We start from the raw sequence: 25,712 nt of genomic DNA on the forward strand, positions 1-25,712 counted from the left end.
GGGTCAGCGGGCCTTTCGTGCGATGGCGAAGATCCGCCGGAACGGGAAGACGGTGCCGTGCGGGCCCGCGGGGTAGGCCTTGCGCAGCAGGTCGCGGTACTGGCCGAGAAACTCCGCGGCGGCGGCGGGGTCGTCGGCCAGTTCGGTGAGCACCGGGCGCAGCGCGGTGCCCTTGGTCCACTCCAGGACCGGGTCCTCGCCCTGGAGCAGCTGGACGTAGGTGGTCTCCCAGACGTCGACGTCCACGTCGACGTCCGGAATGTCGATGAGGCGTTCCAGGTAGGCGGCGGGCTCCAGGATGTGGACGTAGCGGCGGCCGTGGCCGTCGCCCAGCCGGTGGCGCCAGGCCGGGGAGTCGCACAGCTCGCCCAGCAGCGCATGGCTGGGGGAGGTGAAGTTGCCCGGCACCTGGAAGGCGAGCACCCCGCCGGGCACCAGGTGCGCGGTCCACTCGGGGAAGCGCTCGGCGTGGCCCTCGACCCACTGCAGGGCGGCGTTGGACACGATCAGGTCGTAGTCCTCCTCCGGCACCCAGTGCGCGGCGTCGGCGGCCCTGAAGTCCAGGCTGCCGCCCCCGGGGGTGACGCCCGCATGGGCCTGCGCGGCCTCCAGCATGTCGGCGGAGCTGTCGAGGCCGGTGATGCGCGCGGCAGGCCAGCGGTCCGCGAGCAGGGCCGTCACGTTGCCGGGGCCGCAGCCGATGTCGACGATGCGCGGGGACGGGCCGGGGAGCTCCGGTATCCGGGCCAGAAGGTCGTGGAAGGGACGGGTCCTGTGGGTGGAATGCCGGAGGTACTGCTGCGGGTCCCACGATGCTGCGGGCATGTCTCGAACTCCCTGGCGAAGGTTGGATCTCTTCCTGCGGCCGACCTTGCCCACAAGGTTCCGCACCTAATCTCTTGATGTCAAGAGACTTCATGTCGACAGAACCACTACACTGATCCCCATGGAGGACGAGGTCGACCGATTGGTCGCGGCGTGGCGCAGGGAGCGCCCCGACCTCGACGTCGAACCGCTCGAGGTACTCAGCCGGGTCAGCCGGCTGGCGCGGCACCTGGACCGGGCACGTCGCCTGGCGTTCGCGGAGCACGGCCTGGAGCCATGGGAGTTCGACGTCCTCACGTCGCTGCGCCGCGCGGGCGCGCCCTATCAGCTCTCCCCGGGGCAACTGCTCACCCAGACGCTCGTGACGTCCGGGACGATGACCAACCGCATCGACCGGCTCACCAAGAAGGGTCTGGTGGAACGACTCCCCGACCCCTCGGACCGGCGCGGCGTCCTCGTACGGCTCACTCCGGAGGGCCGGGACCGTGCCGACCAGGCCCTGGCGGGACTGCTCGCGCAGGAACGAGCCATCCTCGGCGAGCTCTCCGGCCGCCAGCGCGGAGAACTCGCCGACCTTCTGCGCCAGTTGACGGCGCCGTTCGACAACATCCCGAGCTGAGGCCGATTACCCGGCGTAATCACCCAGGGAAGATCACAAACGGCCACGCTCTGCCACCGGTTGCGCACCCAAAGTGGCAGATTTAGCGTGATCTACGTGAACGCCGCATAAAGGCCCGGATGGCCACCTTTGCGGCTGCCGGCGCACCCGAGCACCGGCGCCATTTTTTGAAAGGCGCCGAGCCGCGCCGGCTTCCAATCCCTGGACCCTGTCGGGTCCCGCTCCACCTTGGAGATGCAGATGACTCTGCACACCCGCGCAAGCAAGATAGCCGCGACAGCGGTGACCGGCGCCTTGGCCGGCACCCTTGCCATTGGCACGATGGGCACCGCGTTCGCCAACGAGATCGCTGCACCCGGCGCGCCGAAGGCCGCACCGGCTCCCTCGGGGAACACGGAAAGCGTGGGCGCCGGCGAGGACCTCCCGGACCTGTCCGGCGAGATCGCGTCCGCAGCGGCGGACGGCCCCAACAGCGCCCTCTACCAGGGCCGTGTCATCGCCCGGATCGGTCTGCGCGTTCGCAGCGGCCCGGGCACGCAGTTCAGCTCGGTGGGCGTGCTCCCGTACAACGCTCTGGTCTCGATTGTCTGCAAGACCAATGGCCAGGACATCGGTGGTAATCCGCGTTGGTACCGCCTGGCCCAGAACCTCTACGCATGGTCGGCAGGGCGTTACATCGCCAACGTCGGCGCGTCGCCGCGCGTCTGCAACGCCAGTGAGCTCAGTGGCGGTGGTGGCGTCGGCGGCATCGGCGGTGGCGGCATCGGCGGCATCGGCGGCATCGGCGGTGGCGGCATCGGCGGCATCGGCGGTGGCGGCATCGGTGGTGGCGGCGGTGGCTGCTACGGCGGTGGCGGCGGAGGCCGCGACGACGGCCGTGGCGGCGGCGGTGGCGGTCGCGGCGGCGAAGGCGGCGGCCGTGACGGCAACTACGGTGGCAGCGGCGGCCGTGGCGGCGAAGGCGGCGGTCGCGGCGGCGAAGGCGGCGGCCGTGGCGGCGAAGGCGGCCGTGGTCGCTAGGACATCGCGATGATGCGGCGGCCCGTCCTCCCGGTTCCGGGGAGGGCGGGCCGCCGTCGCGTCATGCAGGGGCCGCCGAGCCCACCCGGCCGCCGTCGCCCTCCACCGGAGGCACCCCCGCCCGCCGGGCAAGCGCCACCGCGGCCAGCGTCGAGTGCACACCCAACTTGCCCAGCACGTTCTGCATATGGGTGCGGACGGTGTGCGGGGACAGGTAGAGCCGTTCGGCCACCGCCTTGCGGCCCAGCCCCGCCACCATGCAGCGCAGGACCTCCTGCTCGCGCGGGGTGAGCGACTCCACCAGCTGTTCGCTCTCGGTGCGGTGGCGGCGAGCGGCGGTCAACTCCCGCAGCACACCTGTGAGCAGGGCGGGCGGCAGGTGGGTCTCGTCCCTCAGCACCCCGCGCATGACCGCCAGCAGCCGGGACAGCGAGCAGTCCTTGGCCACCCATCCCGAGGCGCCGGCCTGCAACGCGCGGGCGGCGCGGCGCGCGTCGTCACGCTCGGCGAGCACCACCGTGCGGGTGGCGGGGTGTTCGTTCCTGACGCGTTCCACCAGCGCGATGCCGTCGACACCGGGCGGCGTGCCGCCCGGGGCGGCGGGACCGCCGGAGACGACGGCTGCGGAGCCGTTGGTGTCCACGGCGTTCAGCGTGCGCACGCCCGCCGCGCCCGCGGCCGACCCGAGGTCGGCGTCCACCAGCAGTACGTCGTAGCGGCGGCCGTCCGCCGCCGCGCGTTCGAGGCAGCGCTGGGCGGCCGCGCCACTGCCGGCCGCCGACACGTCCACATCGGATTCCGCGGCCAGGGCCGCGGCGAGCGACTCGGCGAAGATGCGGTGGTCGTCCACGACGAGAACACGGATTCGTCCCACGGGCCCCACTCCCGGCATTAGGCGGTTTCCCCCCAACGGACGAGGTTGAGGTGCACTGAGGCCCGGCACCTGGAGCGGACGCCGCATGCCGCCGGGCTAGCCGTCGTCCTCCGCCAGGTGCCGAACCCTTGTGTCTCGCCCCCTGATGCCACCGGCCCCCACCGGCGGTGTTCAAGAGCCTAGGGGCAGGAGCAGACAAAGGCGCCCGAATGGAAAAACTGGGCGGCCCCAGTTGCCGGCCCGGGTCCGCGGGTGTGACCCCCGGTGCGCGGCGTGTCCCGTGCGCCGGGGGTCGTTCCGCTACGCGAGCCGCCGCGCGCCCGCCGAGGGCACCGCCGTGAAGACGCGGGGTTCGCGGTACCCCGCGTCGGCGAAGGCGGCCACCACCGAGTCGGCGACCTTCTCCGCGGCCGGCTCCTCGACCAGCACGATGGCCGAGCCGCCGAATCCGCCGCCCGTCATGCGGGCGCCGAGCGCTCCGGCCTCGTTGCCCGCGGAGACCACGAGGTCGAGTTCGGGGCAGGAGACCCGGAAGTCGTCGCGGAGCGAGGCGTGCCCCTCGGTCAGGACCGGCCCGATGGCACGGGCGTCGCCCGCCTCCAGCAGCCCGACGACCCGCTCCACGCGCCGGTCCTCGGTCACCACGTGCCGTACCAGCGGCCGCAGTTCGGGCTCGCCGGCCAGTTGCTCCAGGGCCGCGTCGAGACCGTCGTAGGGGATGTCGCGCAGCGCCTCGACGCCCAGTACGGCTGCCGCCCGCTCGCAGCCGGTCCGGCGCTTGCCGTACTCGCCCTCGCTGTGGGCGTGGGTGACCCGGGTGTCGACGACGAGCAGCCGCAGGCCCTGCGCGGCCATGTCGAACGGGATCTGACGCTGCGACAGGTCGCGGGTGTCCAGCCACAGCGCGTGCCCCTCGGTGCAGCACGCCGAGGCGGTCTGGTCCATGATGCCGGTGGGGGCGCCCACGTAGACGTTCTCGGCGCGCTGGCACAGCCGGGCCAGCCGCCAGGGCTCCAGGCCCAGCCCGTACAGCTCGTTGAGCGCGACGGCCGTCACCACCTCCAGCGCGGCCGAGGACGACAGGCCCGCACCGGTCGGGACGGTGCTCTCGAAGTGGATGTCGGCGCCGGTGATCGCGTGGCCTGCGTCGCGCAGCGCCCACACCACCCCGGCGGGGTAGTCGGCCCAGCCCGCGCCGCCGCCGGCCTCCAGTTCGTCCACGTGCAGTTCGACCACGCCGCCGTCGACGTCCGGCGAGGCGCTGTGCAGCCGCAGCCGCCCGTCGGCGCGGCGGGCCACCGCCGCGACGGTGGTGTGCGGCAGCGCGAAGGGCATCACGAAGCCGTCGTTGTAGTCGGTGTGCTCACCGATGAGGTTGACCCGCCCGGGGGCGGCCCACACGCCCTCGGGCCCGGTGCCGTACGTCGTTCGGAAGGCGTCCGCTGTCACTGTCGCTCTACTCCCGGTTCTGCAGGGCCTGCGTGAAGGTCCAGGCGTCGCGGACGATCTCCGCGAGGTCGGTGCGTGAGGGCCGCCAGCCCAGCCGCTCCTTGGCGCGCTCGGCGGAGGCGACCAGGACCGCGGGGTCGCCGGCCCGGCGCGGGGCGACGACCTCGGGGACGGGGTGGCCGGTGACCTGCCGTACGGTCTCGACGACCTCGCGCACCGAGAAGCCGTTGCCGTTGCCCAGGTTGCAGATCAGGTGCTCGCCCGGGGTGGCGGCGTCGACGGCGAGCAGGTGCGCCTCGGCGAGGTCGGCGACGTGGATGTAGTCGCGGATGCAGGTGCCGTCGGGGGTCGGGTAGTCGTCACCGAAGACCGAGATCGCCTCGCGGCGGCCCTGGGCGACCTGGAGGACCAGCGGGATCAGGTGCGACTCGGGGTCGTGCCGCTCGCCGAACTCCCCGTAGGCGCCGGCCACGTTGAAGTAGCGCAGGGACACCGCCGCCAGGCCGTGCGCGACGGCCTCGCTGGTGATCATGTGGTCGACGGCGAGCTTGGACGCGCCGTACGGGTTGGTCGGCAGGGTCGGGTCGTCCTCGGTGATCGGGACGGACTTCGGCTCGCCGTAGGTGGCCGCCGTGGAGGAGAAGACCAGCCGGCGCACCCCCGTCTCGCGCATGGCGCCCAGCAGTTCCAGGGTGCCCGCGACGTTGTTGCGCCAGTACTTCTCCGGGTTGACCACGGACTCGCCGACCTGGGAGCTGGCCGCGAAGTGCAGCACGGCGTCGTACGAGGAGTCGAGCACCTTGCCCGCGTCCTGGACGCGGCCCTCGACGAACGTGGCGCCGCCGGGCACGCCGGCCCGGAAGCCGGTGGACAGGTCGTCCAGCACGGTGACCCGGTGCCCTGCCTCCAGCAGGTGGGCCGCCACGACGCTGCCCACGTAACCGGCGCCGCCGGTCACCAGGACCTTCTTCCCGCCGGTCTCGGGGGCACCGGCGCTGGGGGTGTCGCTCATGAGGTCTCAGCCTTTCTCGGGTCCGTCTCGGAGCAACCGTAGTGGGGACGGACGAGGGCGTGCCGCGCGCATGCCGTGGAGGGCCTCATGGGGTGGCGACCTCGCGCAGACGGGCCGCGGCGGCCTCCGGCGGCACGTCGTTGATGAAGACGCTCATGCCGGACTCAGAACCGGCCAGGAACTTCAGCTTCCCCTTGGTGCGGCGGATCGTGAACAGCTCCAGGTGCAGCGCGAACTCCCGACGCAGCGGACTGCTGAAGGGTGCCTGGTGCCAGCCCGAGATGTAGGGGGTCGGCGGCTCCTCCGGACCGAAGATCCGGTCGAAGCGGCGCAGCAGTTCCAGGTAGACCGCCGGGAACTCGGCGCGCGCCTCCTCGTCCAGACCGAGCAGGTCGGGGACCCGGCGGCGCGGGTAGAGGTGCACCTCGTACGGCCAGTGGGCGGCGTAGGGGACGAAGGCGGTCCAGTGCTCGCCCTCGAGGACGATCCGCGAACCGTCCTCGCGCTCGCGCTCCACGACGTCGTCGAAGAGGTTGCGCCCGCCGGTGGCCTCGCTGTGCCGCTCCAGCGACCGCAGCATCAGCTCGGTGCGCGGGGTCGCGAAGGGGTAGCCGTAGATCTGGCCGTGCGGGTGGCCGAGGGTGACGCCGATCTCCTCGCCGCGGTTCTCGAAGCAGTAGACCTGCTCGACCCCGGCGAGCTGCGACAGCTCGCGCGTGCGGTCGGTCCACGCGTCGAGCACCAGCCGCGCCCGCTCGGGGCTCAGACCCGCGAACGACGTGTCGTGGTGGTCGGTGAAGACGACCACCTCGCAACGGCCATGTTCTCCGGAGAGTGAGGGAAAGCGGTTCTCGAAGACGGCAACCTCGTAGTGGTCGTCGGGGATCTCGGTGAGGTGACCGTCACGCGTGGGACACAACGGGCACTCGTCCACGGGCGGGTGGTACGTACGGGCCTGGCGGTGCGAGGCGACGGCGACGGAGTCGCCCAGCAGGACGTCGTGACGGATCTCGGAGACCGAGGACACCGGATCCAGCGGGCGCCGGTCGACGGCGTCGTGCACCGCGTCGTCCCGGGTGTCGTAGTAGATCAGCTCGCGCCCGTCGGCGAGCCGGGTCGATGTCTTCTTCACCCTGCGGGCTCCTCACACACACCCCAACCAACAGAACCGAACACAATGAACCACAACGAAACAGCAACGTCAACGAATGAGGCGCTGCGGGGAGTGATCACACCATGAACCTGCTGGCAGAGGGGCTACGGCTGCCGACCAACGCCCTCGACTACTCGATCCTCGCGATCTACTTCGTCGTCGTCCTGGGCATCGGCTTCGCGGCCCGCCGCTCCGTGAAGACCAGCCTGGACTTCTTCCTGTCGGGGCGCTCGCTGCCGGCCTGGGTCACCGGCCTGGCGTTCATCGCCGCCAACCTGGGCGCCACCGAGATCCTCGGCATGGCGGCCAACGGCGCACAGTACGGCGTGTACACCGTGCACTGGTACTGGATCGGCGCCATTCCGGCCATGGTCTTCCTCGGCCTGGTGATGATGCCCTTCTACTACGGCTCCAAGGTCCGCTCCGTGCCGGAGTTCCTGCTGCACCGCTTCGGGCCGTCCTCGCACCTGCTCAGCTCGATCATCTTCGCGGTCTCGGCGCTGCTCATCGCGGGCGTCAACCTCTACGCGATGGCGATCGTGCTGGAGGCGCTGATCGGCTGGCCGCAGTGGGTGGCGATCGTCGTCGCCGGGCTCTTCGTGCTCTTCTACATCACCCTCGGCGGACTGTCCTCGGCGATCTACAACGAGGTGCTGCAGTTCTTCGTCATCCTCGCCGCGCTCATCCCGCTCACCGTCGTCGGCCTCAAGCGGGTCGGCGGCTGGTCGGGCCTGCGGGACTCGCTGACCGACTCGCACTCCCCGGCGTTCCTCTCCGCCTGGCAGGACACCGGGATCGGCTCGCAGAACCCGCTCGGCGCCAACTGGCTGACCATCGTGCTCGGTCTCGGCTTCGTGCTGAGCTTCGGCTACTGGACGACCAACTTCGCCGAGGTGCAGCGCGCCCTGTCGGCCAAGAACCTCTCGGCGGCCCAGCGCACCCCGCTGATCGCGGCGTACCCCAAGATCTTCATCCCGCTGATCGTCGTCCTGCCCGGGCTGATCGCGCTCGTCATGGAGCCGGACATCGGCAAGGACGGCAGCGGACTGCAGTACAACGACGCGATCCCGGTGCTCATGCGCGACCTGCTGCCCAACGGCGTCCTCGGCATCGCCGTCACCGGCCTGCTGGCCGCCTTCATGGCCGGCATGGCGGCCAACGTCTCGTCGTTCAACACCGTCTTCACGTACGACATCTGGGGCCGCTACGTGCGGCGGGACCGGCCGGACGCGTACTACGTCACCACCGGTCGCGTGGTGACGGCGATCGGCGTGCTGATCGGCATGGGCACGGCCTTCATCGCCTCGTCCTTCAGCAACATCATGAACTACCTGCAGACGCTCTTCTCGTTCTTCAACGTGCCGCTGTTCTGCGTCTTCATCCTCGGCATGTTCTGGAAGCGCTCGACCGCGGCGGCGGGCTTCTGGGGACTGCTCAGCGGCACGGTGGCCGCGATGATCAACTACTTCTGGTTCTACAAGGGCGGCCTGATCTCCATCCCCAGCGACCAGGGCGCCAACTTCGTCTCCGCCATCGCCGCGTTCGTCGTGGGCGGCGTCGTGATGGTGCTGGTCTCGTGGTTCACCCGGCCCAAGCCCACCGAGTCGCTGGCCGGCCTGGTCTACGGGACCACCTCGCCCGGCATGGCCGAGCCGCCCGCCAAGGGCGACGACGCCTGGTACCGCAGGCCCGCCCTGCTGGGCTGGGGCGCGGTCGTCCTCGCCGCCCTGTGCTACATCCCCTTCTCCCTGTGAGGTGACCTGTCGTGACCAGTTTCGGGAACGAGTCCGAGTTCCAGGACGACATGGGGAGCCTGGAGCGCAAGTCGGCCACCGCGGCCCGGCTGTTCGACGTACGCCGCGTCATCGGCGGTCTCTTCGTCGTCTACGGGGTGCTCGTCACCATCGCCGGGATCACCGCCTCCGACGCCGACATCACCAAGGCCCAGGGCATCAACATCAACCTCTGGGCCGGCATCGGCATGCTGGTGCTGGGGCTGGCCTTCCTGCTGTGGATGAGGCTCAGCCCGCCCCCTCCCCCGCCGTCCCCGGACCCGACACCTGCTGAGGAATCACGACCCCGCCCGGAGGGCGGTGCGTGACGCGGTCCAGCAGTCCGGTGCGGGCGGCCAGCGCGGCCGCCTCCAGTCGCGACCCGACGCCCAGCTTCATCAGCACCCGCTGCACATGCGTACGGGCGGTGCTCGGCGCGATCGCCATTCCCGCGGCGATCAGCCGGGTGTCCTCCCCCTCCGCGACCCGCATCAGCACCTCGACCTCGCGCGGGGTGAGCATCTGAAGCAGCCGTGTGCCCTCGTCGTCCGGCTCCACCACGGGGTTGAGCAGTTCCGCGAAAGCCCCCTGGAGCAGCGCGGGGGCCACGGCGACCTCGCCCGCCCGGGCCTTGGCCATCGCCCGTTCGACGCCCTCGATCCGCTCGTCGTGCCGGACGTAGCCCGAGGCGCCGGCGGCGAACGCGGCGGCTATGCCACGCGGGTTGGGCACCGGTCCTAGGACCAGCACCGCCACCCCCGGCCGCTCGCGCTTGATCCGCGCGACGGCGTCGAAGGCGCCCGGCTCGGCCGGGGCGGCGGTGCCGATCAGGCACACCTCGGGTGCCCGGCTCAGGACCAGATCGGCCGCTCCCGAGGCGGGCGCGGCCGCGGCGAGCACCCGGTGCCCGCGCAGTTTCAGGGCCGAGGCGAGCGCCTCGGCCAGCAGACGATGGTCGTCGACGACGACGAGCCGTACGCCCATGGGCGTCCCCCTCATCCCCCCATGGACCGGTGCGGGCCTGCCCACCGAGTCCAAGCCGGTCCCCCCTCACATGCCGTAGCGCGGCCACGGCCCGGCGTCCCGCGCGTACCCCCACAGTGGCCCACAGCGGTCCGGGTCATGCCCGGGAAGGTACACGCTTGTTCGACGCGGCGCGCCCCCTACCGGCCAGATGCCTCCAGCAATTCCGAAATGACCGGCGTTCCTGGCTGCTTCTCACCCGAAACCGCTCGTTCCGTACCGTACATACCCAGGAATCGACCGCTCAGCCGAAGGCCGCGATCGCCTTGCCGGTGAGGCTGGTGTTGGCCGAGATGCTGGCGGGGTTGACGAAGAAGTGGTCCTTGTAGAGCCAGTAGTAGGAACTGCCGTCCAGGAACTGGTTCTCCAGTTCCTTGCCGCCGGCGGGGAGTTCCATGAAGTCCGTCGTCCTGCGCGTACCGGGGTCCAGGGAGACCAGCCGGCCCGGCTTGTCGTAGGTGTTGCGCTGGTAGGCGATCACCTTGCCGTCCCTCATGCCGACGACCTTCATCTCGCGCTCCTCGCCGGGCTCCGCCAGCCACTGGGGCTTGCCGGTCCGCAGGTCGAGCGCCGCGATCTCGTTGGTCTGCGTGTACGAGTCGCCGGTGCCGGCATGGCTTTTGGTGGGCAGGTAGATCGTGGTGCCGTCGATCGCGAAGTTGGAGCAGTGCGCCTCGCCGTTGGGCGGGCAGGAGACCGCGTACGTGCCCTGGTAGCCGCCGGCGCCCAGGGAGATGCGGCTCTTCATCCTGCCGTCCTCCAGGTACGCCAGATCCGTCATCAGACCGCTCGCACCGGCCGACAGCCCGACCACGACCGGGTCGGTGGACAGGATGTTCTGCACGTCGCTGCCCGTGGGCACCTGCCAGGACCACTGCTTGCGGCCGCTCTCGCTCAGCCCCTGGACGTAGATGTCGCCGTTGTAGCCGCCGCACTGGACGACGGCGACCAGCTTCGTACCGCCCTTGTAGCCCTTGTCGTTGCAGTCGGAACCGGCCTTCGGGGTCCACAGGACCTCGCCGCTGCCGATCCGGTAGCCGACCGAGCCGCCCAGCCACGCCAGGGCGGCGGTGTCCCCGGTGACGGCGACCTGCGTGTAGTCGTGCGAGGTCTGGCCGTTCTGGTCCGGCAGCTGCTTGTCCCACAGCTTCACGCCCTTGGCGATGTCGATCGCCATCACCTGGCCGCAGTCCGTGCCGTACGTGACGACCACGCGGTCCCCCGACGCCTCGCGCGAGGCCGGGCAGGACTCGCCGGACAGCGGGACCGACCAGTTCTCCTTGCCGCTGCCGATGTCGTAGGAGCGCACCGCGTCCGGCGTCGTCTTCACCACCGCGTTGCCGGTGAACCAGGCGTCGGGAATCGCCGCCAGGATCTCCGACTTGGGCGGGCGCACCCCGTCCTTGTCCCACAGCGCCTTCGCCTGGATCGCGCCGCCGCCACGGCCGTCCTGGCCGCCGCTGCCGCCGCGGCTGTCCGACGGCGTGCCGGGCTTGCCCGTGCCCCCGCCGGCGTTGAGCGCCACGAACACACCGCCGCCGACGACCAGGACGCCCGCGATCGCCGCCGCCACGACGGCGACCAGCCTGCCGTTGCCCTTCCGGGGCGGCGGCGGGGGCGGGAACTGCGGGTAGCCGTACGGCGGTACGGGCTGGGTCGGCGCCTGCGCGTACGGGTGGGGTCCGTACGGACCGGGGCCCGGAGGTGGCGGCGGAACCGGTGCGGCGTACGGGTTCGGCTGCGCGGGCGGGTAACCGTACTGGGGCGGCTGCGGCCCGAAACCGGGCTGGTGGCCGGGCGGGGGCGGCGGCTGCGACATCAGCGGGCACCTTTCGGGCACAGACGTGCGAGGGCGGACGGTGACCCTCTTTGTACCACCGGTGACACACTGTTCCGAGCTCGCGCCCGGCGACCGTTACGGCACTGCTACACCCGTTCCCACGTCACGCCTCGTCGGCCAACTCCAGCCAGCGCATCTCCAGTTCCTCACGCTCCGCGCTCAGCGAACGCAGCTCCATGTCGAGTTCGGCGACCTTCTCGAAGTCGGTCGCGTTCTCGGCGATGGCGGTGTGCAGCTTGGACTCCCGCTCGCCGACCTTGTCCAGCTGCCGCTCGATGCGCTGCAGTTCCTTCTTGGCGGCACGGCTGTCGCCACCGCCCTTGGGCTTGGCCGGGGCGGGCGCGGGGGCCGCGGCCTCGACGACGGCGCGACGCCGCTCCAGGTACTCGTCGATGCCGCGCGGCAGCATGCGCAGCGTCGCGTCGCCGAGCAGGGCGAAGGTGCGGTCGGTGGTCCGCTCCAGGAAGTACCGGTCGTGGGAGATGACGACCATTGAGCCCGGCCAGCCGTCGAGCAGGTCCTCCAGCTGGGTCAGCGTCTCGATGTCCAGGTCGTTGGTGGGCTCGTCGAGGAAGAGCACGTTCGGCTCGTCCATCAGCAGCCGCAGCAACTGGAGCCTGCGGCGCTCGCCGCCGGACAGGTCGCCGACGGGCGTCCACTGCTTCTCGTTGGTGAAGCCGAACTTCTCACACAGCTGACCTGCCGTCAGTTCCCGGCCCTTGCCGAGGTCCACCCGGCCGCGCACCGACTCCACGGCCTGCAGCACACGCATCGCCGGGTCGAGTTCGGCGACCTCCTGCGACAGGTAGGCCAGGCGCACGGTCCTGCCCACGGCGACCTTGCCCGCCGCCGGCTGCTTCTCCCCGTCGCTCGTGGCGGCGTCGGCCAGCGCCCGCAGCAGCGAGGTCTTGCCCGCGCCGTTGACGCCGACCAGGCCGACCCGGTCGCCGGGGCCGAGCTGCCAGGTCAGGTGCTTCAGCAGCACCTTGGGACCGGCCTGCACGGTCACGTTCTCCAGGTCGAAGACGGTCTTGCCGAGCCGGGTCGTGGCGAACTTCATCAGCTCGGCGTTGTCGCGCGGCGGCGGCACGTCCGCGATGAGCTCGTTGGCCGCCTCGATGCGGAAGCGCGGCTTGCTGGTGCGCGCCGGGGCGCCGCGGCGCAGCCACGCCAGCTCCTTGCGCATCAGGTTCTGCCGCTTGACCTCCTCGGTCGCGGCGATCCGCTCGCGCTCGGCGCGGGCGAAGACGTAGTCGCTGTAGCCGCCCTCGTAGTCGTGGACGTCACCGCGCTGCACGTCCCACATCCGCGTGCAGACCTGGTCCAGGAACCAGCGGTCGTGGGTGACGCACACCAGCGCCGAGCGGCGCGCCCGCAGGTGGCCCGCGAGCCACGAGATGCCCTCGACGTCGAGGTGGTTGGTGGGCTCGTCGAGCACGATCAGGTCCTGCTCGGCGATCAGCAGCTTCGCCAGCGCGATGCGGCGGCGCTCGCCACCGGAGAGCGGACCGATCACCGTCTCCAGGCCCTGCGGGAAGCCGGGCAGGTCCAGCCCGCCGAACAGGCCGGTCAGCACGTCCCGGATCTTCGCGTCGCCTGCCCAGTCGTGGTCGGGCCGGTCCCCGATCACCTCGTGGCGTACGGTCGCCGCCGGGTCCAGGCTGTCGTGCTGGGTCAGCACGCCCAGCCGCAGCCCGGAGGTGTGGGTCACCCGGCCGCTGTCCGGGCCCTCCAGCTTGGCCAGCATCCGGATCAGGGTCGTCTTGCCGTCCCCGTTGCGGCCGACGACCCCGATGCGGTCGCCCTCCGATACGCCGAGCGAGATCCCGTCCAGCAGGGTACGGGTGCCGTACACCTTGCTGACGGACTCGACGTTGACCAGATTGACGGCCATGGGACTCCTGTCGATACGGAAGAACGACCTCCCAGAGTAGTGCTGCCGCCTGCCGCCCCCGAATACGCCCATCGGGCTCCGGCGTCCGCCCGCACGGCGCGGGCGCCTCGGGCTCCCCGCCCCCGATGGCCGAATCCGGCATGTCGGGCACGGTACGCGGCCGCAGGTCTGCGCGGTTTCCCCCTGGAGGCGTATCCGCTCGTCGAAGCCCGCAACCCGCCCGGGCCGCTCGTCGGCCGCCTCCGGCACGGGCACGAACCCGTCCTCATCAGCGAATACGGCAAACCCGCCGCCGCTCTGATCCTGATGAGCGAGCCGTCACCGTGGTCGTCCTCGAGGTCGGCCGGGTGAAGTGAGGCCTCACCCCCGGCTCCGGCCCGCGCGTTCCACCAGGGCCCAGCCGGCGGCGGCCATGAGGATCGCGGCCGGGGCGGTGAGGCGGACGGCGACGAGGACGGCGGAGTGCCCGTCGAGGAGGCCGCCGAAGCCCACCGTGGACAGGCCCAGGACGCCGAGGAGGGCGAGGGCCGCACCCAGGGCGGCGCCGGGGCCGCCGAGCCGGCCGGGGGCCGCCGGCGGGCGGGGCGCGGGCGGGCGCTCGGCGCGGCGGAAGACGGCGACCAAGGCGGCGGTCAGGGCCGCCGCGACGGCGATCCGCAGCGGGACCTGGGCCCACCACGCGGCGGACGCGGGGGCGGGCAGGTCGCCGCCGAGGGCGATCAGCGCACCGTAGACCGCGAGCATGGCCGTGAGGTGCCACAGGAAGGCGCTCATGGCGACGCCGTTCGCCGCGACCACTCCCCGCCACACGCGCGGCCGCCGCAGCCACCGTCCGGCGGGGCCGCCCAGCAGCTCGACGGCGCCGACCAGCCACACGCCGTGGCAGAGCAGCGCGAGCGTGGGCGGCGCCATGTTCGAGATCCGCTCGCCGGGCATCCCCACCATGGACAGCGGGTACGGGCCCAGCGCCACCAGCGCCGCCGCGGCCGCCAGCCCGCCCGCCGCCATCACGGCGGGCCGCCGCAGCCGGCCGTCGGCCCGCAGGAAGCCCAGCTGGTGCACCGCCAGCCATACGAAGGCGAAGTTCAGGAACGGCACGAAGGGCACCCCGGCGGCGAAGCGCAGCGCGTCCACGGCCGCGGCCGCACCGCACAGGGCCGCGAACGCGCCCCACCCGTACCGGTCGTGCAGCCGCAGCAGCGGCGGCGTGAAGGCCGCCATCCCCAGGTAGACCCCGATGAACCACAGCGGCTGCGCCACCAGCCGTGCCGCGGCGTCCGGTACGGACAGCAGCAGTGCCGCGGCGCCCCAGACGACGGTGAAGACCGCCGTCGGCAGCAGCAGCCGGTGCGACCGGGCGCGCAGGAACGCCGCGTAGCCGCCGCCCGCGCGCACCACCGAGCGGTACGACAGGGCGTGCGAGAAGCCGCCGACGAAGAAGAAGACCGGCATGACCTGGAGCACCCAGGTCAGCGGCTGGAGAGCGGGGCGTACGGCCAGCAGGTTGCCGACCTCGATGCCGCCGCCGTCGCGGGTGGTGACCGCCGCCATCAGCCAGTGCCCCAGCACGACCGTGGCCAGCGATGCCACCCTCAGGAAGTCCACGTACCGGTCCCGGCTCGCGGGCGTGGCCGCGGCCAGTGCCGCGGCGTTCGTCTCCACCATGCGGTCCACGATGCCGCCGGACGGCCGTGGCCCGGCAGCGGCGGGCTACTCAACTCCCGTACGGGGTCGCTGAGTACGCGTACCTACGACTGCCGGACGACGGTCGCTCCCTCGGCCGGTCCCGAGGTGACGCGGACCGCCCGGCAGGTGCCGGAGGCGCTGAGCGCGGCCGCGACGGACCGCGCGGACTCCGCGTCCTTGGCGAGGAACGCGCAGGTCGGCCCGGAGCCGGAGACGAGACCGGCCAGCGCCCCCGCGTCGGTGCCGGCGGCCAGGGTGGCCGCGAGCGAGGGGCGCAGGGACACCGCGGCGGCCTGGAGGTCGTTGGCCAGCGAGGCGGCGAGCGCCACGGGGTCGCCGGTGCGCAGTGCGTCCAGCAGGGCCGGGGCCGGCTCGGGTTCGGGCACCGCGGCGTCGCCGCGCAGGCGGTCGCACTCGCGGTAGACGGCCGGGGTCGACAGGCCGCCGTCGGCGACCGCGAAGACCCAGTGGAAGGCGCCGCCGACCGGCAGCGCGGTGAGCAGTTCGCCGCGGCCCCGGCCGAGGGCGGCGCCGCCGACCAGGCTGAACGGCACGTCGCTGCCCAGCTCCGCGCAGATCTCCAGCATCTCCTCACGGCCGGCCCCGGTCCCCCACAGCGCGTCGCACGCGAGCAGGGCGGCGGCAGCGTCGGCGCTGCCGCCCGCCATGCCGCCCGCGACGGGGATGTCCTTGACGATGTGGATGTGCACGTCCGGCGTCACGCCCTCGCGCCGCGCGGCCAGCGCGAGCGCCGCGCGGGCGGCGAGGTTGCTCGCGTCCGCCGGCACCTGGTCCGCGTCGCGGCCCTCGACGGTGATCCGCAGCCCGTCGGCCGGGGTGACGGTGACCTCGTCGTACAGGCCCACGGCCAGGAAGACGTTGGCCAGGTCGTGGAAACCGTCCGGGCGCGGACCGCCCACCGCGAGCTGGACGTTGACCTTGGCAGGGACGCGGACGGTCACGGATCGGCTGGTCACGGGCGTGGTTCTCCTCGGGGAACGGGACGGGGCCGCACGGCGGCGGCCCCCATTGTGCCTTCTGCTACCGCTGGGCGCCGTGCTCGGCGATCGCCGCGAACTCCTCCACCGTCAGCGACTCCCCGCGCGCCTGCGGCGACACCCCGGCGGCCACCAGGGCCTCCTCCGCGGCCGCGGCCGAGCCCGCCCAGCCGGACAGCGCGGCCCGCAGGGTCTTGCGGCGCTGCGCGAAGGCCGCGTCCACGACGGCGAAGACCTGCTCGCGGGTCGCGGTCGTCTTCAGCGGCTCGGTGCGGCGCACGAGCGAGACGAGACCGGAGTCCACGTTCGGCGCGGGCCAGAACACCGTGCGGCCGATCGCGCCGGCCCGCTTGACCTCCGCGTACCAGGCGGCCTTGACCGACGGCACGCCGTACACCTTGGAGCCGGGGCTCGCGGCGAGGCGGTCGGCTACCTCCGCCTGCACCATCACCAGCGTCCGGTCGATGGTCGGGAACGTCGCCAGCATGTGCAGCAGCACCGGCACGGCCACGTTGTACGGCAGGTTCGCCACCAGCGCGGTCGGCGGCGGCCCGGGCAGCTCCGCCACCCGCAGCGCGTCGCTGTGCACCAGCGTGAAGCGGTCCGCCCGGCCGGGCAGACGATCGGCGACGGTGTCCGGGAGCGCCGCGGCCAGCACGTCGTCGATCTCCACGGCCGTCACGCGGTCCGCGGCCTCCAGCAGCGCCAGCGTCAGTGAGCCCAGCCCCGGCCCGACCTCCACCACCACGTCCTGCGGCCGCACGTCCGCGGTCCGGACGATACGGCGCACGGTGTTGGCGTCGATCACGAAGTTCTGCCCGCGCTGCTTGGTCGGGCGTACGCCCAGCCTTGCGGCGAGGGCCCTCACGTCCCCGGGCCCCAGCAGTGCGTCGTCTTGATGATCGTTACGGTCGGTCTCGCTCACCGTCCCAGCCTATCCGCGCCTGACGGCGCGACCGGGCAGGCTCTTTCCCCGCCCGCCCGCCCGTGAAGTCAGGGCGCCCCGACGCGCGTGCGGGGTGGGCCGGGTGCGGGGCCTCCGGGGCTGCACGTCCTGGACTGGGATATTTACGCGCCTTTCCAGCACCTGCTCATCCCGTCCCTGCCCGGATGGCGCGCACAAATATCCCGCACCGTCCAGAACATCCACCCCTCCGACCCCGCCCCCTCCGTCTCCATATGCGCCTGATCCCCGGTGGGGGGTATGGAGGCGGTCCGGGGTGACCGCGGTTGCCTGACTCCGCCCCTTCGGCCTGCCGCGCGAGCGCTGGCCCCGCGGACCGCACCGGTGGGGGGTGTGGGGGCGGTCCGGGTGACCGCGGTCGCCTCACTCCTGCCCCGGCAGCCTGCCGCGCGAGCGCTCGCCCCCGCGGACCGCGCTGCGCCAACGGGCGGCCCCAGGCACGGTGCCGCTTCTACCCCCCACCGGGGATCAGGCGCGATACGAAACGGAGGGGGCGGGGTCGGAGGGGTGGGCGTTCTGGACTGTGGAGCATATTTGGGTGCACAACCCGGGGTGATCAACGGCGAGTGCCCGAGGCACCGAAATGTGCTGTCCAGAATGCCCAGCCCCGGAGGCCCCGCACCCGGCCCCCACGAAACGCGCGCCGGGGCGCCCAGACCTCGCCGGGCACACGGGCGGGAGGGCGGGGAAAAAACCTCCCCCACGGCCACCCGCGTCAGCGGTAGAGCTTGCGGCCGCAGACCGGCCACGGAGTGGCGCCGCGCTGGATGTAGAGCCGCTTGGCGCGGTAGGTCTGCTCCTTCGCCGGCGCGTCCTGAGGGCGGCCGCTGCCGCCGAGGGCGTGCCAGGTCCGGCGGTCGAACTGGTACAGGCCGCCGTAGGTGCCGCTGGAGTCGACCGCGTTGGGCCTGCCGCCCGCCTCGCACTTGCCCAGGGCCTGCCAGTTGAGGTGGTCGGCGCCGTCGACGGACTCGGGGAGGCGCTTGGTGCCGACCCGCACGATCTCCTGGACCGGCTCGCGCACCAGTTCCTCGGCGATGGGCTCGGGTTTCTGCCGGACCCCGTTGATCGTGCGGTAGGCGTACGTGACGCGCCGGACCCCGTTGCGGCCCCGGGAGTCGACGGCGGTGGTGCCCTGGAAGAGCCGGGGGTCCTCGCGCCGCACGACCTCGTAGGGGATCGGCTGCTCGCGGGTCTCCTCGCGGCCGCGGATGCGCATGACGGAGATGGTCTGGCCGTCCCGGGGGAAGCTGTCGGGGGCGGCGGAGGTGGTGTCCTCGCCGCTCAGCCGGATGCCGGCGTCCCGCACGGCCTCGGCGATGGTGGCGGCGTTGGTCTGGACGGTGCGTTCCTTGCCGTCCACGAGGAAGGTCAGCTGCCGCTCGGTCCGTACGTTCAGGTCCAGGCCGCGGCGCCCGATCGGCTCGGAGCGCGAGGTGGAGACGTACGCCCCGTCGGCGCGCACGCCGAGCCGGCCCAGGGCCTCGTCGACGGTGCGGGCGGTGGTCCACAGCCGCTTCGGGCGGCCGTCGAGGGTGAGCGAGACGGGGCGGCCGTAGCGGACGGCGACGCTGTCGCCGTCGTGCAGTTCGGCGTGCCGGCCGGGGGCGACGATGTCGTGGTCGCCGACCCGGACGCCCTGCCGGCGCAGCAGTTCCCCGACGTCCCCGGCGTAGGTGTGCAGGGTGCGCACCTGGCCGTCGACGGACAGCTGGACCGCCTTGCCGCCCGTCACGTAGGCACCGGTGCCGCCGGCGAGGACGGCGACGACCAGCGCGCGGGGCAGCAGCCTGGCCAGCGCGTCGGGGCGCTCGGCCGCGCGCCGCCTGCGGGCCTCCGCGCGTGCGGCGATCCGGGCGGCCGCGCGGCCGCCCACGGCGGGCGCCGGGCGTTGCAGCGGCAGCCCGCTGCCGTACAGCCCGGCTTCGGCATACGAATGACTCACGACGTACCTCCGGCGGGTCCGGTCGGAACCGAACCGGGACCATAACCGACATTCGTCGCGATCCATCGCTGCGTGGTGACCCCGTGTCGCGGATCAGTAACCGAAGGCGCGCGCCGTGTTGGCGCCGATCGCCGCCGCGACCTCGTCCTCTGCCGCCTTCCGCGCCTCCGCCATGGCACGCACCGTTATCGGAACGAGATACGGAGCGTTAGGCCGACCGCGGTACGGAACCGGGGTCAGGAAAGGGGCGTCGGTCTCGACCAGCAGCAGCTCGGCCGGGGCCACCGCGACCGCGTCGCGCAGGTTCTGGGCGGACTTGTAGGTGATGTTGCCGGCGAAGGACATGTAGTAGCCCTTGTCCGCGCAGGTCCGCGCCATCTCCTCGTCGCCGGAGTAGCAGTGGAAGACCACGGTGTCCGGTGCGCCCTCCTCGTCGAGGATGCGCAGGACGTCGGCGTGGGCCTCGCGGTCGTGGATGACCAGGGCCTTGCCGTGCCGCTTGGCGATGTCGATGTGGCGCCGGAAGGAGTAGTGCTGGGCCTCCACGCCCTCCGGCCCGGTGCGGTAGTAGTCCAGGCCGGTCTCACCGACACCGCGTACGTGCGGCAGCGCGGCCAGCGCGTCGATCTCGGCGAGCGCGGCGTCCAGCGCGGCGGTGCCGCCCCCTTCGCGGGCCCCCTGACGGGACCCCCCTCCCCCAGGATCCCCGTGCACGATCCGCGGCGCCTCGTTGGGGTGCAGCGCGACGGCTGCCCAGACGGTGTCGTACGCCGCGGCCGTGCGGGCCGCCCAGTGGGAACCGTTCACGTCGCAGCCGACCTGCACGACGGTGGTGACACCGACGGAGGCCGCCTTGGCCAGCGCGTCCTCGACACTGCCTTCCTGCATGTCGAGGTGGGTGTGCGAGTCCGCCACCGGGACCGCGAGCGGTTCCGGGAGGGGAGGGGCGGCGGACCCGTCCTTGCGCTGGTCCCTCTGCTGGCGTTCGGGCTTCTGGGGCATGCCCCAGATCCTAGGCGGCGGCCGTGACGGCTACGCCTGGCCCCTCCTGCGGTGGAGCAGGTGCAGCGGCGACCAGTGCCGGCCGCGGCGCTCGGTGCCCTCGGCGGGGGTGGCGGCGGCGACCGGGCGCCGGGGGGCGGCGCAGGGAAGCGGGCCGGCGGTCGCGGTGCTGGACCACGTACCGGTCACATCGGACACCTGTCCGGCCCGCATGATGCGGACCTTGTGGCCCTCGCACTCGACGCACGTGGGGCGGGTCAGCGGGGACGGGACCCGCTTGCCCTCGACCATGTACCAGACGAGTTCGCGGCCCTGGGCGTCGACGTGGTGCTCTATCTCGTACGCCTGCTCCCAGCCGCGACCGCAGCTGATGCAGACGAAGGCGTACGCCTCACGAACCGTGCCATCGGTTCCGATGGTCTCGCTCATGGCAGCTCCTGTTGCCCTCCGGACGAGGCGTCCGGAGCGGGACTTCCCACTACAGAGAACGCCCGCGAAGGCGGCGGTGACAGCGGGGGTGCCCTTTCTTGAGCCAGTTTTGGGAAGTATGTGACGCGGGGCCGACAGAGCGGCCAACACCCTTTCCCTACCCCACGACAGTACTTTGCCGACGCCGTGTTTAGCCCTTTGTGGGGGGGTTCGTCGCCGCGGCGTGCTTGGCGGACACCACGGCGTCGAAGACCTCGCGCTTGGGCAGCCCCGCGTCCGCCGCGACGGCGGCGATCGCCTCCTTGCGCCGCTCCCCCGCCTCCTCGCGCAGCTGCACCCGGCGTACCAGTTCGGCCGGGTCCAGCTCCTGCGGGCCGGTCTCCGGGGCGCCCTCGACGACGATCGTGATCTCTCCGCGCACGCCGTCGGCGGCCCAGGCCGCCAGTTCCTTCAGCGGCCCGCGGCGGACCTCCTCGTAGGTCTTGGTCAGCTCGCGGCAGACGGCGGCGCGCCGGTCCGCGCCGAAGACCTCGGCCATCGCGGTCAGCGTCTCCGCGAGCCGGTGCGGGGCCTCGAACCACACCAGCGTGCGCCGCTCGGCCGCGGTCTCGGCCAGCCGGGCCCGGCGCTCGCCCGCCTTGCGGGGCGGGAAGCCCTCGAAGCAGAAGCGGTCGACGGGCAGGCCGCTGAGCGCCAGCGCGGTGAGCACGGCGGACGGGCCCGGCACCGCGGTGACCCGCAGGTCCCGCTCGACGGCAGCGGCGACCAGCCGGTAGCCGGGGTCGGACACCGAGGGCATCCCCGCGTCGGTCACCAGCAGCACCCGCGCCCCGTCCTCCAGGGCGCGGACCAGCTCCGGGGTGCGGGCCGACTCGTTGCCCTCGAAGTACGACACGACCCGCGCGGTGGTCGTCACACCGAGCGCCTGGGTGAGCCGGCGCAGCCGCCGGGTGTCCTCGGCGGCGATGACGTCCGCGGCGGCCAGCTCGGCCGACAGCCGGGGCGGTGCGTCGGTGACGTCGCCGATGGGAGTGCCCGCGAGCACGAGTACGCCTGCGTCCGCCGGTCCGGTCGATGTGGTCACCGACCCAGTCTCCCACCCGGTCGGACCCGGCCCGACCCTCGGATGGCCCGGTCCTCAGCGCATCCGCGAGCGGCTTCCCTACGATGGCCCGGTGACGAGTGACACCGCTACGCAGGCAGACCCGGCCGAGGGCGCCGAGAACGCCTCCTCCGAGCCCGCGGAGCAGGACTCCTGGCAGCGGCGGCTGCGCCGCTTCGGCCACGTGGACCGTCCGCGCACGAGCCTGCGCGAGCGGCTGGTCCCGCCGTTCCCCGAGCCGGGGACGCGCGCCTGGTCGGCGCTCGGGCTGGGCCCGGTGCTCGCGAACCGGCTGGCCCGCTGGTCGGCCTGGGGCGGTCCGCTGCTGGTGGCGCTCCTCGCGGGACTGATGCGGTTCTGGAACCTGGGCTCACCGCGCGCGGTGATTTTCGACGAGACGTACTACGCCAAGGACGCCTGGTCGCTGCTGCAGTACGGCTACGAGGGCAGCTGGCCCGACAAGGCCAACGACCAGATCCTCGCCCACCCGCCGACGATCCCGCTGTCGGCGGCGCCGTCGTACGTCGTCCACCCGCCCGTCGGCAAGTGGGTCATCGCCTCCGGCGAGTGGATCTTCGGGCTGAACCCGTTCGGCTGGCGGTTCGCGATGGCCGTCCTGGGCACCCTGTCGGTGCTCATGCTGTGCCGCATCGGCCGGCGGCTGTTCCGCTCCACCGCGCTGGGCTGCCTGGCCGGCGGCCTCATGGCGGTGGACGGCCTGCACTTCGTGATGAGCCGCACCGCCCTGCTCGACCTCGTCGTGATGTTCTGGGTGCTGGCCGCCTTCGGCTGCCTGCTGATCGACCGTGACAAGGCCCGCGCCCGCCTGGCGGCGGCGCTGCCCGAAGGGCGCCCGGACGACCGCGTCGCGTCCTTCGCGTGGCTGGGCGTGCGGCCGTGGCGGATCGCGGCCGCGGTCTGCCTGGGCCTGGCCGCCGGCACCAAGTGGAACGGCCTGTACGTCCTGGCCGCCTTCGGCGTCCTCACCGTACTGTGGGACGCCGGCGCCCGCCGCGTCGCCGGTGCCCGCCATCCCTGGCTGACCGCGTCGTGGCTGGACGGCCTGTGGGCCGGCTTCTCCATGGTGGCCGTCGCCCTCGGCACCTACCTGCTGTCCTGGCTCGGCTGGTTCACCACCGACAAGGGCTACGACCGGAACTGGGCCAAGGGCGACGGTGGGTTCCTCTCCGACGCCTGGGCGGCGCTGCGCAGCCTGTGGCACTACGAGACCCAGGTCTACGACTTCCACGTCAACCTGCACTCGCCGCACACCTACCAGTCGAACCCCTGGAGCTGGCTGGTGCTGGGCCGGCCCGTCTCGTACTTCTACGAATCCCCCAAGGAGGGCCAGGACGGCTGCACCGCCGTCGGCGGCTGCGCGCGCGAGGTCCTGGGCATCGGCACGCCCGCGCTGTGGTGGGCCGCCTGCTTCGCCCTGCTGTACGTGCTGTACCGCTGGGCCTTCCGCCGCGACTGGCGGGCCGGGGCCATCGCGTGCGGCGTCGCGGCCGGCTACCTGCCCTGGTTCCTCTACCAGGGCCGCACGATCTTCTTCTTCTACGCGGTCGTCTTCCTGCCCTTCCTCTGCCTCGCCCTGGCCATGATGCTGGGCGCGATCCTCGGCCCACCGGGCGCGGGCGAGCGTCGCCGCATGTGGGGCGCCGTGGGCGCCGGCACTCTCGTGCTGCTGATCGTCTTCAACTTCATCTACTTCTGGCCGCTCTACACCGGCCAGACCATCCCGTTGGACGCCTGGCGGCAGCGGATGTGGCTCGACACCTGGATCTGACCCGCCCGCGGGACGGGTCCTCGGCGGCGCGGGTGCCGGTGCGGGTGCGGGCGTTGTCGGTCGGCACGATTGCCCGCCCCCGCTGCTGGGGCCGCCCGGGGCACGGCGCAGCCGCCCGTCGGTGACGGTTCCGGTCCGGTGACGGTCACCGTGCCGGGCGGCACGGAGGTTCGGCCCCGCTGCCGGGGCCCCGCAAGCCTTGGCGCAAGCGCCCGTGACGGTGCCGGTTCCGGTGACGGGCGACCGAAGGTGCGCCGCGCTGCTGGGGCCTCGCGGGCTGTGGCGCGGCGCACGTACGGACGCGGCGGAGCCCGCCCGACGCGGACCATGACGGTCAGGACCCCGCCGGCGCGATCCGCTCGTGCGGCCCTGTCGCCGTACACGCCCTCCGAAGACTCCTTGCGCAGCCGCCCGACGGGGACCGCGACGGTCACTGCGCCGGACGGCACGAAGGTTCGCCCCCGCTGCTGGGGTCCCACAGGGCCACGGCGCGCCGGGCCGTCAGCAGTCGGGGCCCCAGGGGCCGAGGTCGCGGAGGGTGTCCTCGACGAGGGCGGCCACGAACTCGCCGACGGGGTCGGTGCCGTCGTCGCCGGGCCGGTCCGGGCGGACGGCGGTGAAGGAGTCGATCGGCGCGGTGCCCAGGTCCTCGCCGTTCCCGCCGTCCCGACCCTGCCCGTCGCCGCCGCCGTTGCCGTTGCCGTTGCCGTCGTTCACGACCGGTTCGGGGCGGGCGGCGGGGCGGAGCGCGGCCGTGCCGGACGGGACGCGCGGGGCGGCGGCGGAGCCCTCGCCGCAGTCCAGGCCGGCGCGGTCGGCCCGGACGAGGCCGTAGCGGACGCCGTGGCCGGTCGCGGGGATGGGCTGGGAGCACGCGCCGAGCCGGGCCAGGGTCTGCCCGGGGGCGCCGGTGCACACCCCGGCGGTACGGCACAGCGCGGCGGTGGCGCTGACGAAGCCGGTGGCCATGCTCGTGCCGGACAGAGTCGCGTAGGTGTTGCCGGCGTAGGTCGAGACGATGTCGACCCCGGGTGCGGCCACGTCGACCCAGTCGCCGCGCGTGGAGAAGGACGCCAGGGAGTTGTCGGAGCCGGTCGCGGCGACCGAGATCACCTCGGGGTAGCCGGACGGGTACTCCCGGGCCGTCGTGCCGTCGTTGCCCGCGGCCCCGACGAGGGTGACCCCGGAGGCGGCGGCGATCTGGACGGCCGCGTGCAGCAGCGGGCTGTCGTCGGGCGAGGTCAGGCTCATGTTGACGACGCCGATGTTGTGCGTCGCGGCGTTGGCGGCCACCCACAGCAGGCCCTCGGCGACCTGGGAGACGGAGCCGGTTCCGTTGTCGTCGAGGACCTTGACGTTCCACAGCCGGGTGCCCATGGCCTCGCTGGCGACACCGATGCCGTTGTCGGTGACGGCCCCGATGATCCCGGCCAGGTGGGTGCCGTGCCCGTAGTGGTCGTCGGCGGTGGCGCTGTCGGAGAAGTTGACCGACCCGGCGACCACGCCGGCCAGGTCCTCGTGCCGCGCGTCGATGCCGGTGTCCAGCACGGCGACGGTGACGTCGTTGCGGGCGCCGCAGGTGGGGGCCTTGACCGCGAGCAGTCCCCACTGGTTGCCGGAGGTGTAGTACGGGTCGTTCGGCACGCACCCGCCGGCCGGCCCGGCGAGCGGCACGCGGTCCTTGCCGGGCAGGACACCCCCCTCGCCGGGCGCGGGCCGGTCCGCGGCGCGGGGCGGCAGCGGCGTGACCACCGCGGGCCGCCCCATGCGCTCGGGCGCGTGCACGACCCCGTCCCGTACGACGGAGCTGACCAGGCGGTTCCCACGGAGGGCCGCGGCCTGTGCCGCGGTCGCCCGGATCGTGTACGCCTTCAGCGTGCGGCCGGCGGCGGCGACGTCGTAGACCCGGCCGACGGTGGCGTGGTGCGGGCGGGCGTGCTCGGCGGCCAGCGTGCGGACGTCGCCCGCCGTGTCCCTGAGCATCACGATCCACTGCGCGGCCGGGCCGTCCGCCGCGCCCGCCGTACCCGGCACGAACGCCGAGAGCAGCGCGCCCACCACCAAGGGGGCCGCCACGTCCGCCCCACGTGCCCACGTCAACGACCGCCTGGTCCGCATGCGTACTCCCGTCACACCGGCGCGCGCCCTCGCGCGACCATCGAGACCGGGAACGTACGACAATCCGACTGTCTTACTGATCTCCCACACCGGGAGCGGCCCCCCGCCCACCCCAGCGGGTCAGCGCCGGGCCGTTTTGCGGCGCCCTCGCCGCCGCCCTAGCGTGGAAAGGCGCTCAACCCCGGCACGGGGACCACT

Annotated in this window: 21 protein-coding genes; 5 read left to right on the plus strand and 16 right to left on the minus strand. The window is 72.9% G+C overall.

What is annotated here, in order from left to right:
- Positions 1-3: 3 nt before the first annotated feature.
- Positions 4-825: a trans-aconitate 2-methyltransferase gene (locus PV364_RS21255; RefSeq protein ID WP_319661712.1), complete on the minus strand. Its 822-nt coding sequence runs from the start codon at positions 823-825 to the stop codon at positions 4-6.
- 121 nt (positions 826-946) lie between these two features.
- On the opposite strand from PV364_RS21255, the gene PV364_RS21260 reads away from it, so the two are divergent.
- A complete protein-coding gene (locus PV364_RS21260) occupies positions 947-1,444 on the plus strand; it encodes a MarR family winged helix-turn-helix transcriptional regulator (RefSeq protein ID WP_319661713.1) in 498 nt (165 codons plus the stop codon).
- Between the two features lie 240 nt (positions 1,445-1,684).
- Positions 1,685-2,464, plus strand: a complete 780-nt coding sequence (locus tag PV364_RS21265; protein ID WP_319661714.1) for an SH3 domain-containing protein — start codon at positions 1,685-1,687, stop codon at positions 2,462-2,464.
- Positions 2,465-2,525: 61 nt separating this feature from the next.
- Here the strand turns inward: PV364_RS21265 and PV364_RS21270 are convergent, their stop codons facing one another.
- The 4 genes from PV364_RS21270 to galT form a co-directional block, all read right to left on the minus strand.
- The gene (locus PV364_RS21270) at positions 2,526-3,338 is read right to left on the minus strand and encodes a response regulator transcription factor (RefSeq protein ID WP_319661715.1); all 813 of its coding nucleotides are present in this window, start codon (positions 3,336-3,338) and stop codon (positions 2,526-2,528) included.
- A 300-nt stretch (positions 3,339-3,638) separates the two neighbouring features.
- Positions 3,639-4,787 carry a galactokinase gene (galK, locus tag PV364_RS21275; protein ID WP_319661716.1) on the minus strand — a complete coding sequence of 383 codons (1,149 nt, stop codon included), beginning with the start codon at positions 4,785-4,787 and terminating at the stop codon, positions 3,639-3,641.
- Between the two features lie 7 nt (positions 4,788-4,794).
- The gene (galE, locus tag PV364_RS21280) at positions 4,795-5,799 is read right to left on the minus strand and encodes a UDP-glucose 4-epimerase GalE (protein ID WP_319661717.1); all 1,005 of its coding nucleotides are present in this window, start codon (positions 5,797-5,799) and stop codon (positions 4,795-4,797) included.
- Between the two features lie 85 nt (positions 5,800-5,884).
- Positions 5,885-6,931, minus strand: a complete 1,047-nt coding sequence (gene galT, locus PV364_RS21285) for a galactose-1-phosphate uridylyltransferase (RefSeq protein ID WP_319661718.1) — start codon at positions 6,929-6,931, stop codon at positions 5,885-5,887.
- Between the two features lie 104 nt (positions 6,932-7,035).
- Here galT and PV364_RS21290 point away from each other — a divergent pair, with 104 nt between their 5' ends.
- Positions 7,036-8,706, plus strand: coding sequence for a sodium:solute symporter family protein (locus tag PV364_RS21290; protein WP_319661719.1), 1,671 nt, complete (start codon positions 7,036-7,038; stop codon positions 8,704-8,706).
- 50 nt (positions 8,707-8,756) lie between these two features.
- A complete protein-coding gene (locus PV364_RS21295; protein WP_319661815.1) occupies positions 8,757-9,053 on the plus strand; it encodes a hypothetical protein in 297 nt (98 codons plus the stop codon).
- On the opposite strand, the gene PV364_RS21300 is transcribed toward PV364_RS21295, so the two are convergent.
- The 10 genes from PV364_RS21300 to rsmI form a co-directional block, all read right to left on the minus strand.
- Entirely contained in the window at positions 8,974-9,708 is a 735-nt protein-coding gene (locus tag PV364_RS21300; RefSeq protein ID WP_319661720.1) for a response regulator transcription factor, read from the minus strand. The two genes, PV364_RS21295 and PV364_RS21300, sit on opposite strands and share 80 nt — an antisense overlap.
- 283 nt (positions 9,709-9,991) lie before the next feature.
- The gene (locus PV364_RS21305; protein WP_319661721.1) at positions 9,992-11,566 is read right to left on the minus strand and encodes a PQQ-binding-like beta-propeller repeat protein; all 1,575 of its coding nucleotides are present in this window, start codon (positions 11,564-11,566) and stop codon (positions 9,992-9,994) included.
- Positions 11,567-11,690: 124 nt separating this feature from the next.
- Entirely contained in the window at positions 11,691-13,481 is a 1,791-nt protein-coding gene (locus tag PV364_RS21310) for an ABC-F family ATP-binding cassette domain-containing protein (protein ID WP_319661722.1), read from the minus strand.
- A 360-nt stretch (positions 13,482-13,841) separates the two neighbouring features.
- Positions 13,842-15,146: an acyltransferase gene (locus PV364_RS21315; RefSeq protein WP_319661723.1), complete on the minus strand. Its 1,305-nt coding sequence runs from the start codon at positions 15,144-15,146 to the stop codon at positions 13,842-13,844.
- Positions 15,147-15,229: 83 nt separating this feature from the next.
- A complete protein-coding gene (locus PV364_RS21320) occupies positions 15,230-16,144 on the minus strand; it encodes a 4-(cytidine 5'-diphospho)-2-C-methyl-D-erythritol kinase (RefSeq protein WP_319661724.1) in 915 nt (304 codons plus the stop codon).
- Positions 16,145-16,208: 64 nt separating this feature from the next.
- The gene (gene rsmA / locus PV364_RS21325; protein ID WP_319661725.1) at positions 16,209-17,090 is read right to left on the minus strand and encodes a 16S rRNA (adenine(1518)-N(6)/adenine(1519)-N(6))-dimethyltransferase RsmA; all 882 of its coding nucleotides are present in this window, start codon (positions 17,088-17,090) and stop codon (positions 16,209-16,211) included.
- Between the two features lie 754 nt (positions 17,091-17,844).
- On the minus strand, positions 17,845-19,140 hold the full coding sequence (locus PV364_RS21330; RefSeq protein ID WP_415924581.1) for a ubiquitin-like domain-containing protein: 1,296 nt from the start codon (positions 19,138-19,140) through the stop codon (positions 17,845-17,847).
- Positions 19,141-19,167: 27 nt separating this feature from the next.
- Positions 19,168-20,076 carry a TatD family hydrolase gene (locus tag PV364_RS21335; RefSeq protein WP_319661726.1) on the minus strand — a complete coding sequence of 303 codons (909 nt, stop codon included), beginning with the start codon at positions 20,074-20,076 and terminating at the stop codon, positions 19,168-19,170.
- A 30-nt stretch (positions 20,077-20,106) separates the two neighbouring features.
- The gene (locus PV364_RS21340) at positions 20,107-20,505 is read right to left on the minus strand and encodes a hypothetical protein (RefSeq protein WP_319661727.1); all 399 of its coding nucleotides are present in this window, start codon (positions 20,503-20,505) and stop codon (positions 20,107-20,109) included.
- A 190-nt stretch (positions 20,506-20,695) separates the two neighbouring features.
- On the minus strand, positions 20,696-21,589 hold the full coding sequence (rsmI, locus tag PV364_RS21345) for a 16S rRNA (cytidine(1402)-2'-O)-methyltransferase (RefSeq protein WP_319661728.1): 894 nt from the start codon (positions 21,587-21,589) through the stop codon (positions 20,696-20,698).
- A gap of 91 nt (positions 21,590-21,680) precedes the next feature.
- Between rsmI and PV364_RS21350 the strand changes: the two genes are divergently transcribed.
- Complete coding sequence (locus tag PV364_RS21350; protein WP_319661729.1) at positions 21,681-23,396, plus strand: dolichyl-phosphate-mannose--protein mannosyltransferase; 1,716 nt, start codon at positions 21,681-21,683, stop codon at positions 23,394-23,396.
- Between the two features lie 501 nt (positions 23,397-23,897).
- On the opposite strand, the gene PV364_RS21355 is transcribed toward PV364_RS21350, so the two are convergent.
- Positions 23,898-25,472, minus strand: coding sequence for a S8 family peptidase (locus PV364_RS21355; RefSeq protein ID WP_319661730.1), 1,575 nt, complete (start codon positions 25,470-25,472; stop codon positions 23,898-23,900).
- Between the last annotated feature and the right edge of the window lie 240 nt (positions 25,473-25,712).

Origin of the sequence: Streptomyces sp. MI02-7b, from assembly GCF_033793585.1 — a bacterium.
In the GTDB taxonomy this organism is placed as follows: Bacteria; Actinomycetota; Actinomycetes; order Streptomycetales; family Streptomycetaceae; genus Actinacidiphila.